At 70.6% G+C, this 15,703-nt stretch carries 12 protein-coding genes; 11 read left to right on the forward strand and 1 reads right to left on the reverse strand.

From position 1 onward, the window contains the following. Positions 1 to 99: 99 nt before the first annotated feature. The 8 genes from EJC51_RS40445 to EJC51_RS40480 all read left to right on the forward strand — a co-directional run bounded on the left by EJC51_RS40445 (position 100) and on the right by EJC51_RS40480 (position 11,202). Positions 100 to 1,389 (forward strand): ABC transporter substrate-binding protein, encoded by a 1,290-nt coding sequence (locus tag EJC51_RS40445; RefSeq protein ID WP_126275629.1) that lies wholly within the window; start codon positions 100 to 102, stop codon positions 1,387 to 1,389. Positions 1,390 to 1,397: 8 nt separating this feature from the next. Then, complete coding sequence (locus EJC51_RS40450; protein ID WP_126277320.1) at positions 1,398 to 2,303, forward strand: carbohydrate ABC transporter permease; 906 nt, start codon at positions 1,398 to 1,400, stop codon at positions 2,301 to 2,303. Next, positions 2,300 to 3,130 (forward strand): carbohydrate ABC transporter permease, encoded by an 831-nt coding sequence (locus EJC51_RS40455; protein ID WP_126275630.1) that lies wholly within the window; start codon positions 2,300 to 2,302, stop codon positions 3,128 to 3,130. The genes EJC51_RS40450 and EJC51_RS40455 overlap by 4 nt, the downstream gene beginning before the upstream one ends. 33 nt (positions 3,131 to 3,163) lie before the next feature. Then, positions 3,164 to 4,420, forward strand: coding sequence for a glycoside hydrolase 5 family protein (locus tag EJC51_RS40460; protein WP_126275631.1), 1,257 nt, complete (start codon positions 3,164 to 3,166; stop codon positions 4,418 to 4,420). Then, positions 4,417 to 6,435: an endo-beta-N-acetylglucosaminidase gene (locus EJC51_RS40465; protein WP_126275632.1), complete on the forward strand. Its 2,019-nt coding sequence runs from the start codon at positions 4,417 to 4,419 to the stop codon at positions 6,433 to 6,435. Before EJC51_RS40460 ends, EJC51_RS40465 begins: the two co-directional genes overlap by 4 nt. 27 nt (positions 6,436 to 6,462) lie before the next feature. Then, complete coding sequence (locus EJC51_RS40470; protein ID WP_126275633.1) at positions 6,463 to 9,486, forward strand: alpha-mannosidase; 3,024 nt, start codon at positions 6,463 to 6,465, stop codon at positions 9,484 to 9,486. Then, positions 9,483 to 10,646 (forward strand): winged helix DNA-binding domain-containing protein, encoded by a 1,164-nt coding sequence (locus tag EJC51_RS40475; RefSeq protein WP_244363066.1) that lies wholly within the window; start codon positions 9,483 to 9,485, stop codon positions 10,644 to 10,646. Before EJC51_RS40470 ends, EJC51_RS40475 begins: the two co-directional genes overlap by 4 nt. A 79-nt stretch (positions 10,647 to 10,725) precedes the next feature. Next, positions 10,726 to 11,202: a hypothetical protein gene (locus tag EJC51_RS40480; protein ID WP_126275634.1), complete on the forward strand. Its 477-nt coding sequence runs from the start codon at positions 10,726 to 10,728 to the stop codon at positions 11,200 to 11,202. Positions 11,203 to 11,216: 14 nt separating this feature from the next. Here EJC51_RS40480 and EJC51_RS40485 read toward each other — a convergent pair whose 3' ends face one another. After that, positions 11,217 to 11,918 carry a FadR/GntR family transcriptional regulator gene (locus tag EJC51_RS40485; protein WP_126275635.1) on the reverse strand — a complete coding sequence of 234 codons (702 nt, stop codon included), beginning with the start codon at positions 11,916 to 11,918 and terminating at the stop codon, positions 11,217 to 11,219. Positions 11,919 to 12,083: 165 nt separating this feature from the next. On the opposite strand from EJC51_RS40485, the gene EJC51_RS40490 reads away from it, so the two are divergent. From EJC51_RS40490 to EJC51_RS40500, 3 genes are read left to right on the forward strand one after another with little or no spacing between them, the layout of a single operon-like run. Continuing rightward, the gene (locus EJC51_RS40490) at positions 12,084 to 13,172 is read left to right on the forward strand and encodes a sugar ABC transporter substrate-binding protein (protein WP_126275636.1); all 1,089 of its coding nucleotides are present in this window, start codon (positions 12,084 to 12,086) and stop codon (positions 13,170 to 13,172) included. Further along, a complete protein-coding gene (locus EJC51_RS40495; protein WP_126275637.1) occupies positions 13,169 to 14,665 on the forward strand; it encodes a sugar ABC transporter ATP-binding protein in 1,497 nt (498 codons plus the stop codon). Before EJC51_RS40490 ends, EJC51_RS40495 begins: the two co-directional genes overlap by 4 nt. Then, positions 14,658 to 15,683 carry an ABC transporter permease gene (locus tag EJC51_RS40500; RefSeq protein WP_126275638.1) on the forward strand — a complete coding sequence of 342 codons (1,026 nt, stop codon included), beginning with the start codon at positions 14,658 to 14,660 and terminating at the stop codon, positions 15,681 to 15,683. Before EJC51_RS40495 ends, EJC51_RS40500 begins: the two co-directional genes overlap by 8 nt. The last annotated feature ends 20 nt before the right edge of the window (positions 15,684 to 15,703 follow it).

Consider the following 15,703-nt stretch of genomic DNA (forward strand, 5'->3'; position numbering starts at 1 on the left):
TTGACGGGCCCTCCGCGGGGCGTGCAGGGTCTGCGTCGTCGGCCGACCCACCGACCCGACTCCGCCGCACCGACCCGTTGCCCAAGGAGGCCGTTCGCCGTGCCCGTTTCCCGCAGAGCCCTGGTCGCCGCCGCCGTCTGTCTCGTCCTGCCGCTGAGCGCCTGCGGCTCCGGAGGCGACGACGGAGGCTCGACCGACGCCTCCGGCAAGGTCGAGGGCGACATCATCTTCCAGACCTGGAACCTCAGGGCCAATTTCAAGCCGTATTTCGAAGGGCTGATCGCCGACTTCGAGAAGAAGTACCCCGGCACCAAGGTCAAGTGGGTGGACCAGCCCGCCGAGGGCTACGCCGACAAGATCAGCGCCGACGCCGCCGGCGGCACCCTGCCCGACGTCGTCAACGTCTCCCCGGACCTCGTCGCCCCGCTCGCCAAGGCCGGCCTCGCGCTCGACCTCGACAAGGCGGCCGGGCAGTACCGGAAGGAGTATCTGGAGGGGGCGTGGGCCAGCCACCGGATACCGGGCATGACCGGCACGTACGCCTTCCCCTGGTACCTGAACACCGGGCCGCTGTTCTACAACAAGTCCCTGTTCAAGAAGGCGGGCCTCGACCCCGACCAGCCGCCGAAGACGTACGACGAACTCTTCGCCGACGCCCTCCGGATCGCCGAGAACAGCGACGGCGAGGTCTCCACCCTCGCCAACGTCCCCACCATCGAGGACTTCGGCCGCTACGGCGTCGAGCTCATGAACCCGGCCGGCACCGCCTTCGCCTTCAACGACGCGAAGGGCGTCGAACTCCTCACGAAGTACAAGGAGTTGTACGACGCCAAGGCCCTCGACCCGCAGGCGCTGACCGCCACCCCCGAATCGTCCGGCAAGAAGTTCCTCACCGAGGCCGTCGCCATGAACCCGGGCAGCGCCCTCGACCTCGGCAACTTCAAGAAGCAGGCGCCCAACCTGTACAAGAACATCGGCATCACCGACCAGATCACCAGCACCGGCCACGTCAACATGTACGTGATGGGCGTGATGGTGAACGCCCAGAGCAAGAGGAAGCCCGCCGCGGTCGCCTTCGCGCACTACGTCACCGACGCCGCGCACCAGATGTCCTTCGCCAAGCAGGTCGCCATCTTCCCGAGCACCGCCGGCTCCCTGGACGACCCGTACTTCACCGAGGAGGACGGGACCGACGAGACGCGGGTGCGCGTGGCCGCCGCCAAGTCGCTGAAGAACGCGGTCAATTACACGCCGGTGCTGTTCAGCGAGCAGATGAAGACGGCGCTGCGCAACGAGGTCGCCAAGGCGTTGCAGGGCAAGGAGAGCCCGAAGGAAGCTCTCGACAACGCTGTCAAGGCCTGCGACACGCTGCTCCGGCAGCAGGGCTAGTCATGCTGATGCCGTCGACCGGGCCCCGGACACGTGCGGTGCGTGTCCGGCGCCAACTGCCCACCAGCCCCTGGCTGTTCGCCGCGCCCGGACTGCTGGTCATCGGCGCGTTCATCCTGTACCCGTTCGTGTCGACCCTGGTGAACGCCTTCACCGACCGACGCACCCTGATCCCCGGCGAGTTCGTCGGGCTCGCCAACTTCCGCGAGCTGCTGCACGACGACATGTTCTGGATCGGGCTGCGCAACAGCGCGCTGTACGTCCTCGGAGTCGTCCCCGCCCTCGTGATCCTGCCGCTGCTGCTCGCCCTGCTCGTGCAGAAGAACATCCCCGGCATCACCTTCTTCCGGTCCGCCTTCTACACCCCGGTCGTCGCCTCGATCGTCGTGGTCGGCCTGATCTGGGTGTGGCTCCTCGACGAACGCGGCCTGGTCAACTCGCTGTTGGAGACGATCGGCGTGGGCCGCGTCGGCTTCCTGAGCGACCAGTGGCTGCTCCTGATGAGCGCGATGGCCGTCACGGTCTGGAAGGGCCTCGGCTACTACATGATCATTTATCTGGCGGCGCTGGCGAACGTCCCGCGCGAACTCCACGAGGCCGCGGCCGTGGACGGGGCCGGTGCCGTGCGCCGCTTCGTCACGGTGACCGTGCCGGCCGTCCGCTCGACCATGGCCCTGGTCGGGGCGCTGTCCTCGGTCGCCGCCTTCAAGGTGTTCTCCGAGGTGTACCTGATGGCGGGCCCGAGCGGCGGCCCGGCGGGCGAGGACACCACGCTCGTGATGCTCGTCCAGCGCACCGGCACCGGACTGACCGGACGCGTCGGCTACGCCTCCGCGATCTCCGTCGTCGTCTTCGTCGTCACCGTCGCGCTGATGCTGCTCGTGCTGCGGGCCGACCGCAGGAGCGAGTCATGACCCGAGTACGCACAGGGGAGCTGGTCCTCCGGTACGTGCTGCTGCTCGCCGTACTCGCCCTGACCGTGGGCCCGTTCCTGTGGCAGCTGGCGACCTCCCTCAAGGGCCCCACCGAGGACATCTACAGCTCCCCGCCGACCTTCCTGCCCCGGCACCCCACCCTGCACAACTACGCACGGGTCTCGGAGACCATTCCCGTCTGGGACTACGCGTTCAACTCCCTGAAGGTCGCCACCGCCAACGTCGTCACCAACTGCGTCGGCGCCGCCCTCGCCGGGTACGCCCTGGCCCGCCTGCGCTACCGGGGCCGCCGGGTCGCCACCCTCGCCTTCGTCCTGGCGATGCTCGTGCCGGTGGAGGGCATCATCATCGCCCAGTTCACGACCATGCGGGAGCTCGGCCTGAACAACACCCTGATCGGGGTGGTGCTGCCGGGCTGCATCGGCGCGATGAACGTCCTGCTGATGCGCAACGCCTTCCTCAACCTGCCGTACGAGATCGAGGAGGCCGCCTACGTCGACGGCGCCAACGTGTGGCAGCGGTTCCTGCGGATCGCGGTCCCCTCGGTCAAGGGCACGCTCGCCGTCGTCGCGATCTTCGCCTTCATGGGCGCCTGGGACGACTTCCTGTGGCCGCTCATCGTGCTGAGCGACCCGTCCAAGTTCACGCTCACCATCGGCCTCAACTATCTGCACGGCACCTTCGCCAACGACGAACGCCTCGTCGCCGCGGGCACGGTCATCGCCGTGGCCCCGCTGATCGCCCTCTTCGCCTGCCTCCAGCGGTACTTCTTCCGCGGGGTGGGGGAGGGCGCGGTCAAGGGCTGACCCGACTCCGGTACCTCCGTCCCAAGGACCCGCATGCCTTCTGCCGTGCGCTTCGGCGTCAACTACACCCCCAGCGAAGGGTGGTTCCACCACTGGCTCGACTTCGACCTGGACTCCGTCCGGGCCGACCTCGACTCGATCGCCGCGCTGGGCCTCGACCACATCCGGGTCTTTCCGCTGTGGCCGTACTTCCAGCCCAACCGCACCCTGATCCGTCCCGCCGCCGTGGACCAGCTGGTGCGGTTGGCCGACGCCGCCGCCGAACGCGGCCTGGACGTCAACGTCGACGGCCTGCAAGGGCACTTGAGCAGCTTCGACTTCGTGCCGGCGTGGACCAGGACCTGGCACCGGCGCAACCTGTTCACCGACCCGGACGTCGTCGAGGGCCAGGCGGCCTATCTGCGGACGCTCGCCGCCGCGCTCGCCGACCGGCCCAACTTCATCGGCATGACCCTCGGCAACGAGATCAACCAGTTCTCCGCCGGCCCCCACCCCGACCCCGACCGGGCCACGTCCGACCAGATCGACGCCTGGCTGACGCGGCTGCTGGCCGCGTGCGAGGAGGGCGCGCCGGGCCGGCTGCATCTGCACGCCGAGTACGACGCCACCTGGTACCAGGACGACCAGCCCTTCACCCCGGCCCAGGCCGCCCGCCTCGGCGGTGTCACGGCCGTGCACTCCTGGGTGTTCAACGGCACCGCCCAGCGGCACGGCCGTACCTCCGTGCCGGCCGAACACCACGCCGCCTACCTCGTCGAGCTGAGCAAGGCCTGGGCCGACGACCCGCACCGCCCCGTCTGGCTCCAGGAGGTGGGCGCCCCCGCGCCCCTGGTCCCGCCGGAGCACGCCGCCGCCTTCACCGAGGCGACCGTCGCGGGCGCCCTGGACTGCCCCGACCTGTGGGGCATCACCTGGTGGTGCTCGCACGACGTGTCACGGGAACTGGCCGACTTCCCGCCGCTCGAATACGGGCTCGGGCTCCTCACCAACGACCGTCGTCCCAAGGACCTCGCGCACGTCCTGGCGAGGGCGGCGCGCGAGCACACCTACGCCCCGGCCCCGCGCACCACGGCCCTGGTCGTCCCCGCGCACCCGTCGAGACGGTCCCTGTGCGCCCCCGGCGGACCGGTCTACGACGCCTTCTTCCGGCTGGTCGCCGAGGGCGCCCGGCCCACCACCGTCCTCGACACCCGCGCCGCCGACGCCGACCACCTCGCCGCCCGCGGCATCACCGAAACCGTCACGTCCGACCAGGTACTCCCCACCCCACAAGGAGGCACCCGCTCGTGAACCCCACCAGACGCACGGTCCTGCTCGCGGCGGCCGCGGCGACCATGCTGCCCGCGTCGCGCGCCACGGCGGCCCCGAAAGCGGCCGCCGCACTCCAGCCGTACGCGTCCTACTGGTACCCGGACTCCCTGCCCTCCGGCAGCCCCGGCACCGGCATCACCTGGCGCAGCCTGAAGTCCTGGCGCGCCGCCGACGACCCCGACCTCGCCTTCAACGCGGCGTCCGTGCCGCTCGCCCCACGCTTCACGCCGACCCCGGCCAACCCGACGGCCCGCTCCGGGCAGGCCCGTATCCAGTCCCTGGTGTCGTTCGGGCCGACGTCGAGCAACCCCTCGCAGGGTGCGGCTACGGCGGACTACTACGCGTTCGCGCACTGGGCGTACGTCGACGAACTCGTGTTCTGGGGCGGCTCGTCGGGCGAGGGCCTGATCCTGGCGCCGAACGCGCCGATCGTGGACGCCGCGCATCGGCACGGTGTGCCCGTCCTCGGCAATGTCTTCCTGCCGCCGGTCGCGTACGGCGGGCAGTTGCGGTGGACGCGGGATCTGGTGCAGAAGGACGCGGCGGGGCGTTACCCGCTGGCCGACCGGCTCGTGGCCGTCGCCGCCGCGTACGGCTTCGACGGGTGGTTCGTGAACGCCGAGACCGGCGGCGGGGACAGCGCGCTCGGGGCCGCCATGCTCGGCTTCGTGCGGGAGCTCAAGTCCCTGGCGGCGGCCAGGGGACAGCGGGTCACCTGGTACGACTCGATGACGGTGAACGGGTCGGTGAGCTGGCAGGGCGCCCTCAACAGCAGCAACCAGGCCTTCTTCGAGGCGGCCGACGACATGTTCGTGGACTTCCGCTGGACGGCGAGCAGCCTCGCCTCCTCGGGGACGTGCGCCGAGCAACTGGGGCGCAGCCGCTACGAGTTGTGGGCGGGCGTCGACGTGGAGGCGAGCGGCTGGAACAAGTCGGTGAACTGGGACGCGATCGTGCCGAGCGGGCGCACCCAGATCACCTCGCTCGGCCTGTACCGGCCCGAGTGGACCCGCAACCACCTGCCCGCGACCCGTACGCCCGAGGACTTCCACGCGGCCGACGACCGTTTCTGGAGCGGCCGTTCACTCGACCCGTCACAGCCGGACGCGACGGACTCCTGGCGGGCGCCGGCCGTGTCCGTCGCCGACCGGTCGACGGTGACCGCGGTGCCCTTCGCGAGCGTGTTCAACACCGGGCACGGGCTGCGATGGTATGAGGAGGGCACGGTCACCTCGGACAGGCCCTGGAACCACCTCGGCCTCCAGGACCGGCTGCCGTCGCGGCAGTGGGTGGTCCGCACGGAGGGCGGGGACGGGAGCGGTGGCGCGCGGCCGTCGGTCGGCTTCGACTTCGCGGACGCGTGGCGCGGTGGGAGCAGTGTGCTGGTGGACGGTGAACTGGACGCGCCGACGGTGCTGGACGTGTATGCGACACGGCTGCCGATCGGTGGCGACACGGTTGTCGAGCTGACGCACCGGACGGATGCGGGCGCGGTGAACGTCGAGCTCGCGGTGGCGACGGGTGAGCCCGGTTCTGCCGGGTCGACACCGCCGTACGTCTATCTGCCTGTGAACTCGGTCAACGACTGGCAGACGGCGACCGTACGGCTCACCGGCCTGACCGGGACGATCCACGCGCTCGGCGTGCGGCTGACCGCGGCCGAGGGCGGCCCCGTGCGGTGGCGGCTGGGCGGCATCGCCGTCAGGGACGCGGTCGAGACCCCCGCCGCTCCGACCGGCCTCCGCGTGACCGCCGCGTCCGGCGGCGACCTGCGCCTCGCCTGGAACCCCGCCCCCGGCGCCGTACGCCACTGCACCCTGCACCGCGTCCTCCCCGACGGCACCCGGCGCTTCCTGGGCGGCACCTGCCAGAGCGCGTACTTCGTCGGCGGCCTCCAGCCCGAACAGGGCGAGCGGGCGGCGCGGTTCGAACTGCGGGCCGTGGGGGAGCTGTACACGTCGTCGGCGCCCGTCTCCGTCACCCACACCTGGTAATCCACCACCCTCACCTGGAGTGCCCTCATGCATGACGACCGCCGTCTGGTCGAGGCCCGGCTCAAGCGTGTCCTCGACGAGCGCATCCGCCCCGCCGTGTACCCCGAGTCCGTGCCGCTGGAGGTGGCGGTCTGGCACGCCCCCGGCGAGCCGGTGCCGGTCGCCGAAGGGCTGGCGGCCGAGCCCGTACCGATCGAGGTCGGCGCCCGCTGGGGCGCTCCCTGGGGGACCAGCTGGTTCCGGGTCTCCGGGACGGTCCCGGAGACGTGGGCCGGGAAGACCGTCGAGGCCCTCCTCGACCTCGGCTTCGACGAGAACATGCCCGGCTTCCAGTGCGAGGGCCTGGTCTACCGGCCCGACGGCACCCCGGTGAAGGGCCTCAACCCGCGCAACCAGTGGGTCAGGATCGGTGCGCCCGTCGAGGGCGGCGAGGAGGTGCGGCTGCACGTCGAGGCCGCCTCCAACCCCGTCATCCTCGACTACCACCCCTTCCTGCCCACGCAGTTGGGCGACAAGGAGACCGCGGGCAGCGAGCCCCAGTACACGCTCACCCGCATGGACCTCGCCGTCTTCGACGAGACCGTGTGGCAGCTCGTCCTCGACCTGGAGGTGCTCGGCGAGCTGATGCACGAGCTGCCGATGGACTCGGCGCGCCGCTGGGACATCGTGCGGGCGGTGGACCGGGCCCTGGACGCCGTCGACCTCCAGGACGTGAACGGCAGCGCCGCGCAGGCGCGGGTACGCCTGGAGACCGTCCTGACCGAGCCCGCCGCCCCCTCCGCCCACCGCATCAGCGCGGTCGGCCACGCGCACATCGACTCGGCGTGGCTGTGGCCGCTGCGCGAGACGGTGCGCAAGGTGGCCCGCACGACCTCCAACATGACCGCGCTGCTGGAGGACGAACCGGAGTTCGTCTTCGCCATGTCGCAGGCCCAGCAGTGGGCCTGGGTCCGCGACCACCGGCCCGAGGTGTGGGCGCGGGTGAAGAAGGCGGTGGCGGACGGGAGGTTCGTGCCCGCCGGGGGCATGTGGGTGGAGTCGGACACCAACATGCCGGGCTCGGAGGCGATGGCCCGTCAGTTCGTGCACGGCAAGCGGTTCTTCCTCGACGAGTTCGGCATCGAGAACGACGAGGCATGGCTGCCGGACACCTTCGGCTTCGCGGCCGGTCTGCCGCAGATCATCAAGGCGGCGGGCTCCAAGTGGCTGCTGACCCAGAAGATCTCCTGGTCCCAGACGAACAAGTTCCCGCACCACACGTTCCGTTGGGAGGGCATCGACGGCACCCGCATCTTCACGCACTTCCCGCCCGTCGACACCTACAACTGCTCCATGAAGGGCAGCGAGATCGCCCACGCGGCCCGCAACTTCAAGGACAAGGGCGTCGCCCGGCACTCCCTCGCCCCGACCGGCTGGGGCGACGGAGGCGGCGGCACGACCCGCGAGATGATCGCCAAGGCGGCCCGGCTGCGCGACCTGGAAGGCTCGGCGACGGTCGTGTGGGAGACCCCGGCGGAGTTCTTCGCGAAGGCCGAGGCCGAGTACCCGGAACCGCCCGTGTGGGTCGGGGAGTTGTACCTCGAACTCCACCGTGCCACTCTCACCAGCCAGGCCGGGACCAAGCAGGGCAACCGCCGCAGCGAACACCTCCTGCGGGAAGCCGAACTGTGGGCGGCGACCGCGTCCGTGCGGGCCGGATTCCCCTACCCCTACGAGGAGTTGGACCGCATCTGGAAGACGGTCCTGCTCCACCAGTTCCATGACATCCTGCCCGGCTCCTCCATCGCCTGGGTGCACCGCGAGGCGCGGAAGACGTACGAGCGGATCGCCGAGGAACTGACCGCGATCATCGACGCCGCCCAGCGCAGCCTGGCGGGAGAGGGGGACCGGGAGCTGGTCTTCAACGCCACCCCGCACACCCGTGCCGGCGTCCCGGCGGGCGGCGCCGCCACCCCGGCCGTCCAAGGCCGCACCCGGATCACCCCGCGCCCCGCCGGCGGGCACATCCTCGACAACGGCCTCCTGCGCATCGAGATCGACGGCGACGGACTGGTCGTCTCGGCCCACGACATCGATGCCGACCGGGAGACCATCGCCCCGGGCACGGCCGCCAACCTCCTGCAACTCCACCCCGACTTCCCGAACATGTGGGACGCCTGGGACGTCGACGAGTTCTACCGCAACACGGTCACCGACCTGACGGCCGCGGACGAGGTCGTCGCCGACGGCGGGACCGGCGTGCGGATCGTCCGCACCTTCGGCTCCTCCCGCGTCACCCAACTGCTGTCCCTCGCACCGGGGGAGCGGCGGCTGCTCCTTGTCACGGAGGTCGACTGGCACGAGACGGAGAAGTTCCTGAAGCTGGCGTTCCCGCTGGACGTGCACGCCGAACGGTACGCGTCGGAGACCCAGTTCGGGCACTTCCACCGCCCCACCCACACGAACACCAGTTGGGAGGCGGCCAAGTTCGAGGCCTGCAACCACCGCTTCGTCCACCTGGAGGAACCGGGCTGGGGCGTCGCCGTCGCCAACGACTCGACGTACGGCCACGACGTGACCCGCACGGTACGGACGGACGGCGACGGCGGTACGACCACCACCGTCCGGGTCTCCCTGCTGCGCGCCCCGCGCTTCCCCGACCCCGAGACCGACCAGGGCGTCCACCGTTTCCGGCACGCGCTGATCCCCGGCGCGGACATCGGCGACGCGGTCCGTGAGGGCTGGCGGATCAACCTGCCGGAACGACGGCTCACCGGCGCCGGCGAGGTCGCGCCGCTGGTCACGGTCGACCAGGACGCCGTCGTGATCACCGCGGTGAAGCTGGCCGACGACGGCAGCGGCGATGTGGTGGTCCGTCTGCACGAGGCCCACGGCGGGCGGGTGCGCGCCACCCTGACCGCCGGCTTCGAGGTGGCGGACGTGACGGCGACGGACCTCCTGGAGCGGCCCCTGCCGGAAACCCCGGAACGGGACGGCAACCGCGTCCCGCTGCGCCTGCGCCCCTTCCAGCTCGTCACCCTGCGCTTGCGGAGGGCAGAATCCGGGGTGTGACGAGCACCTCGACGAGCCCCCCGACGATCAGCGCGCGGGAACTCAACCGGGCCACCCTCGCCCGCCAGCTGCTGCTGCGCCGCGAGCCGCTGGGAGTCGCCGATGCCGTGCGGCGGCTCCTCGCCCTCCAGGCGCAGCAGCCGGCGTCGCCGTATCTCGCGCTGTGGAACCGGCTCGACGGCTTCGACCCGGCCGAGCTGGACGCGGCCTTCGCCGACCGCACGCTCGTCAAGGCGACCCTCCTGCGGATCACCCTGCACACGGTCCACCGCGACGACTACCGCACGGTCCGGGAGGCGATGCAGCCGACGCTGTACGCCTCCCGGCTCGGCTACCGCTTCGCCGCCGCGGGGCTCACCCCGGCGGACGCCGCCGAACTGGAGCCGGGTTTCCTGGAGTTCGCCGGGCGGCAACCCCGCTCGAACGGCGACCTGGCGGGCTGGCTGACGGAGCGGGTGGGGGCGGAGAAGAAGGACGGCGCGTGGTGGGGACTGCGCTCGTACGCCCCGCTGGTGCACGTACCGACCGGCGGACCCTGGTCGTTCGAGTACGCGCCGTCGTACATCGCCGCCCCCGAAGGCCGCTTCACCGGCGAGCCGGCGCCGGAAGCGGCGCTGCGAACCCTCGTCCTGCGCTACCTGGAAGGCTTCGGACCCGCGTCGGCGGCGGACATCGCCCAGTTCGCGATGGTCCAACGGGCGCGCGTCCGGACGGCGTTGAAGGAACTCGGGGAGACACTGGAGGTGATCGCCGGACCCGAGGGCAGAACGCTGTACGACGTCCAGGGCGGCCCGCGCCCACCCGCCGACACCGCCGCCCCACCCCGCCTCCTCCCCATGTGGGACAGCGTCCTGCTGGCGTACGACGACCGCGGCCGGGTGATCCCGCCCGACTACCGCAAGCTGGTGACCCGCGTCAACGGCGACGTCCTGCCGACGCTGCTGGTCGACGGGTACGTGGCCGGTGTCTGGCGCCCCCTGGCGGGCGGCATCGAGGCGACCGCCTTCCATGATCTCCCGGACGCGACGTGGGACGCCTTGGCCGAGGAGGCGCGCGTCCTGCTGGCGTTCCTGGCGGACCGGGACCCGTCGGTCTACCGCCGCTACGCCCACTGGTGGACCAAGCTGCCCGCGGGACTGGCACGGGTGCTCCCCGGCTAGCCTCCGTGACCGCCGATGTCAGTGCCCACCCCTAAGGTGGCATCGATCTTGCGGATGTCGCATCGGGAGGTGGGCGCCCATGGGTGCCAGCGGTTGGGATTACGTCACGCCGTTCAAGGGGACCGTCGAGGAGTCCCTGAAGGCGCTGCACGCGCAGGTGTTCCAGGAGGAGTACGGCGACGACGACACGTACGGGAGCATCGAGGAACTCTGGGAGGACGAGGAGTTCATGGGCGAGGAGGGGACGCACACGATCCTGGACATCGACCGGGTCGTCCACACGACCGCCGCGCCCTCGGACCGTGACGCCCAGGACTACGGGACCCTGCGCCCGCTCGCGCCCGACCGCGTCAGACACCACTTCGGCACCGAGCACCCCACACCCGCCCAGTTCCGGGCGGCGCTGACCCGGGACTACGCCGCCCTCGGACAGGGGCCCGGTCCCGCCGGGACACTCCTGGACGAGTGCCGCATGCGATGGACCGGCCTGTACGTCGTCCTGCACACCGGCGCCGAGCCGACCCACCTGGGGATCTTCGGCTTCTCAGGCGACTGAACCGTTGCCTTCGCCTAGGCTTCCGTGATCTGCGACCGCAGCCACTGCTCCACCTCGCCCACATGCGCCGCCGCCGCGGCCCGTGCCGCCTCGGGGTCGTGGGCGACCAGGGCGCGATGGATGGCCGCGTGTTCCCGGCGGGTGCGCTCGAAGGCGCCCTCCTCCTGGTAGCCGCGCCAGACCCGGGCCCGGAAGGTGCGTGAGGACAGGCCCTCCAGGATCGCGGCCATGGTCTCGTTGCCCGCGGCCAGGGCGATCTCGCGATGGAAGGCGAGGTCGTGGGCGAGGATCACCTCGGGATCGTCGGTGGCGTTCATCGCGGTGAGGTGTTTCTCCACCTCGGCCAGTTGGTCCGGGGTGATCCGGGCCGCCGCCAGTGCGGTGGCCGTCGACTCCAGGATGCGCCGCACCTCCAGCAGCTCCACCAGCCGCGGCCCCCGGGACAGATCGGCCACCACACCGAACGTCTCCAGCAGGTCGCCCGCCTCCAGCTGCGTGACGTAGATGCCCGAACCGTGCCGGGCCTCCAGCACGCCCAGCACCGTGAGCGCGCGGATCGCCTCCCGCATCGAGCTGCGCGAGATCCCCAGCTGCACGGCCAGATCCCGTTCCGTGGGCAGCCGCTGCCCGGGCTCCAGACTGCCCTGGGCGATCATCGCCTTGATCTGCTCGATCGCCCGCTGGGTCACCGTGCCCTTCTGCGGGGTCTCCTCCACGCCACCACTCCTCCACTTGCCGTGCGCGGAAGTCTAATCACCGAAGTGGTCCGACCACTATGGCTCGAACGCGGCAAAATTCGGCGTCGAAGGGTGTTGTGGAGGCGAAGTGGTCTGATAAATATGCGGGCAACTGCTCGATCACGCTCGATGAGGAGCTGAGAGATGCCCCGCAGGACAGTGCGGAACGGATGGCACAACAGGCGAATATCCGCGTGGGCGGTGCGTACGACGGCTGCGGCCGCCTGCGCCGGCCTCGCGCTCACGGCATGCGGCAGCACCAAGGACACCGGCGGCTCCACCAGCGCCGGAGGCGACGGGGACGGCAAGGTCGGGGTGATCCTGCCCCTGCTGACCTCGCCGTTCTGGCAGTCGTACAACGACTACGTCCCGAAGATGGCGAAGTCCGAAGGCGTCGACGCGCTGAAGACGGTCAACTCCAACAGCGACCCCTCGCAGCAGATCACCGACATCAACACCGAACTCAACCAGGGCGTCGAGGGCCTGGTCGTCGCCCCGCTGGACAGTGCCGCCATCGAAGCCGGCCTGGACCAGGCGGAACGCAAGGGCGTCCCCGTGGTCGCCGTCGACGTGGCCCCCGACAAGGGCAAGGTCGCCATGGTCGTGCGCGCGAACAACGTCGCCTACGGCGAGAAGGCCTGCCAGTACCTCGGCAAGCAGATCCCCTCCGGCAAGGTCGTGCAGATCATGGGCGACCTCGCCTCGGTCAACGGCCGGGAGCGCTCGGAGGCGTTCCGTGCCTGTGTGAAGAAGAACTTCCCCAAGCTCAAGGTGCTGGAGATCCCCGCCAAGTGGGAGTCCGACACGGCCGCCTCCAAGCTCGACACCCTGCTGAACGCCAACCCCGACATCAAGGGCATCTACCTGCAGGCCGGCGGCGTCTACCTCGCGCCGACCCTCCAGACCCTGAAGTCCAAGGGCATGCTCAAAACGGCCGGACAGGACGGGCACATCACGATCGTCTCCAACGACGGCATCCCGCAGGAGTACGACGCCATCCGCAAGGGCCAGATCGACGCCACCGTCTCCCAGCCCGCGGACCTCTACGCCAAGTACGGCATGTACTACATCAAGGCCGCGATGCAGGGGAAGACGTTCGAGCCCGGCCCCACGGACCACGGTTCGACGATCGTCAAGCTGCCCAACGGCATCCTGGAGGACCAGCTGCCGGCGCCGCTGGTCACCAAGGACAACGTCGACGACCCCGACCTGTGGGGCAACACCGTCACATGACCACGGCACTCGTAGAAGCCCAGGGCATTGTCAAGCGGTACGGCCCCACGACCGCCCTCGCCGACGGCCGGCTCACCGTCCTGCCGCGTGAGTCCCACGCCCTCGTCGGCCGCAACGGCGCCGGCAAGTCGACGCTGGTGAGCATCCTCACCGGCCTCCAGTCGCCCGACGAGGGCACGGTCCGCTTCGACGGCGAACCGGCACCCGCGCTCGCCGACCGGGACGCCTGGCGGCGCAGGGTCGCCTGCGTCTACCAGAAGCCGACCGTCGTCCCCGAACTCACCGTCGCCGAGAACCTGTTCATCAACCGCCAGCCCCTGCACCGCGGATTCATCAGCTGGCGCACCCTCCGCAGGGACGCCGCCGAACTCCTCGGCACCTGGGACGTCCACGTCGACCCCGAGGCCCGTACCTCCGACCTCAAGGTCGAGGACCGCCAAATGGTGGAGATCGCACGGGCGTTGAGCTTCGGCGCCCGCTTCATCGTCCTCGACGAGCCGACCGCGCAACTCGACAACCGCGAGATCGAACGGCTCTTCACCCGGATGCGGGCCCTCCAGGAGTCCGGCGTCACCTTCCTGTTCATCTCCCACCACCTCCAGGAGGTCTACGAGGTCTGCCAGACCGTCACCGTCCTGCGCGATGCCCGCTGGATCACCACGGCACCCGTGGCGAACCTGCCGAGGGCCGCGTTGGTGGAGGCCATGGCGGGGGAGACGGTCACCGAACAGGCCGTGCGCGGCAGGGACGTCGACGAGAAGGCCCCCGTCCTGCTCGACGCCCGGGGGCTCACCTCCGACGCCTACCAGGACATCGACCTGACCGTCCGGCGGGGCGAGGTCGTCGGGCTGGCCGGCATCAGCGGCAGCGGGAAGATCGAGCTGGCGGAGTCGTTCACGGGACTGCACACGCCGACCAGCGGCACCGCTCGACTCGACGGCAAACAGCTGCCGTTCGGTGACGTCCAGGCGGCCCTGCGCGCCGGCGTCGGCTGCGTCCCCCGGGACCGGCACGGCCAGGGCCTGGTCTTCGGCATGAGCATCGGCGACAACGCCACCATGAGCGTCCTCGACCGGCTCGGCCGCTTCGGCTTCGTCGGCAGCGACCGCAAACGGGGCTTCGCCGCCGAGCTGATCGACCGCCTCGACATCCACACCGAGGGCCCCGACCAGCCCGTCTCCGACCTGTCCGGCGGCAACGCGCAGAAGGTCGTCATGGCCCGCGCCCTCGCCTCCGACCCCACTCTCCTCGTCCTCATCAACCCCACCGCGGGCGTCGACGTGAAGTCCAAGGAGTCGCTGCTCGCCCACGTGGACAGCGCCCGCGACGACGGCACCGCCGTCCTCGTCGTCTCCGACGAACTCGACGACCTGCGCCGCTGCGACCGTGTGCTCGTTCTCTTCCACGGCCGCGTGGTCGCCGAGCACGCGGCCGGCTGGCGCGACCACGAGCTGATCGCCTCCATCGAAGGAGTGGACCACCACCATGGCTGACACCAAGGCTCCGCCGGTGAAGGCGATCAACCTTCCCGAGGCCCGGGCCGCCCGCACCGTCCTGCTCCGCCGCGCCCGCGAACTCGCCCTCGTCCCCGCCCTGTTGCTGCTCATGGTGCTCGGCGCGGTCGTCAACGACTCCTTCCTCACCGAACGCAACCTGATCTCGATCCTCGGCGCCTCCGCCGCGCTCGCCATGGTGGTGCTCGCCGAGTCGCTGGTGCTGATCACCGGCAAGTTCGACCTGTCGCTGGAGTCCGTCGTCGGCATCGCCCCTGCGGTGGGCGCGCTCCTGGTCCTGCCCGCCGCCCAGTCCGGCTGGGGCACCGAACTCCCGGCCGCCCTCGCCCTGTTGGCCGTCGTCCTCGTCGGCGCGGCGGTCGGCGCCTTCAACGGCGTCCTCGTCGTCAAGTTCAAGCTCAACGCGTTCATCGTGACGCTCGCGATGCTGATCGTCCTGCGCGGTCTGCTGGTCGGCGCGACCAAGGGCAAGACCCTCTTCGGCATGCCGGACAGCTTCTACTCCCTGGCCACCACCACCTTCCTGAACATCCCGATGTCCGTGTGGCTGGCGGCGGCGGCCTTCGCGGTCGCCGGGTTCGTGCTCAAGTACCACCGCGTAGGGCGCGCCCTGTACGCGATCGGCGGCAACGCGGACGCGGCCCGCGCGGCCGGCATCCGCGTCGAGCGCGTGATGCTCGGGGTGTTCGTCGTCGCGGGTGCCCTCGCGGCGGTCGGCGGGATCATCCAGACCGGCTACGTCGGCGCGATCAGCGCAAACCAGGGCAACAACATGATCTTCACCGTGTTCGCGGCCGCGGTGATCGGCGGCATCAGCCTCGACGGCGGCCGGGGCACCATGTTCGGCGCGCTGACCGGCGTACTCCTGCTGGGCGTCGTACAGAACCTGCTCACCCTCGCCCAGGTGCCGTCCTTCTGGATCCAGGCGATCTACGGCGGCATCATCCTCCTCGCCCTCATGATCGCCCGCGTCACCACCGGCCGCGCCCAGGACTAGCACCGTTCCCAGGACCCCGA

It is taken from the genome of Streptomyces aquilus (assembly GCF_003955715.1).
Classification (GTDB): domain Bacteria; phylum Actinomycetota; class Actinomycetes; order Streptomycetales; family Streptomycetaceae; genus Streptomyces; species Streptomyces aquilus.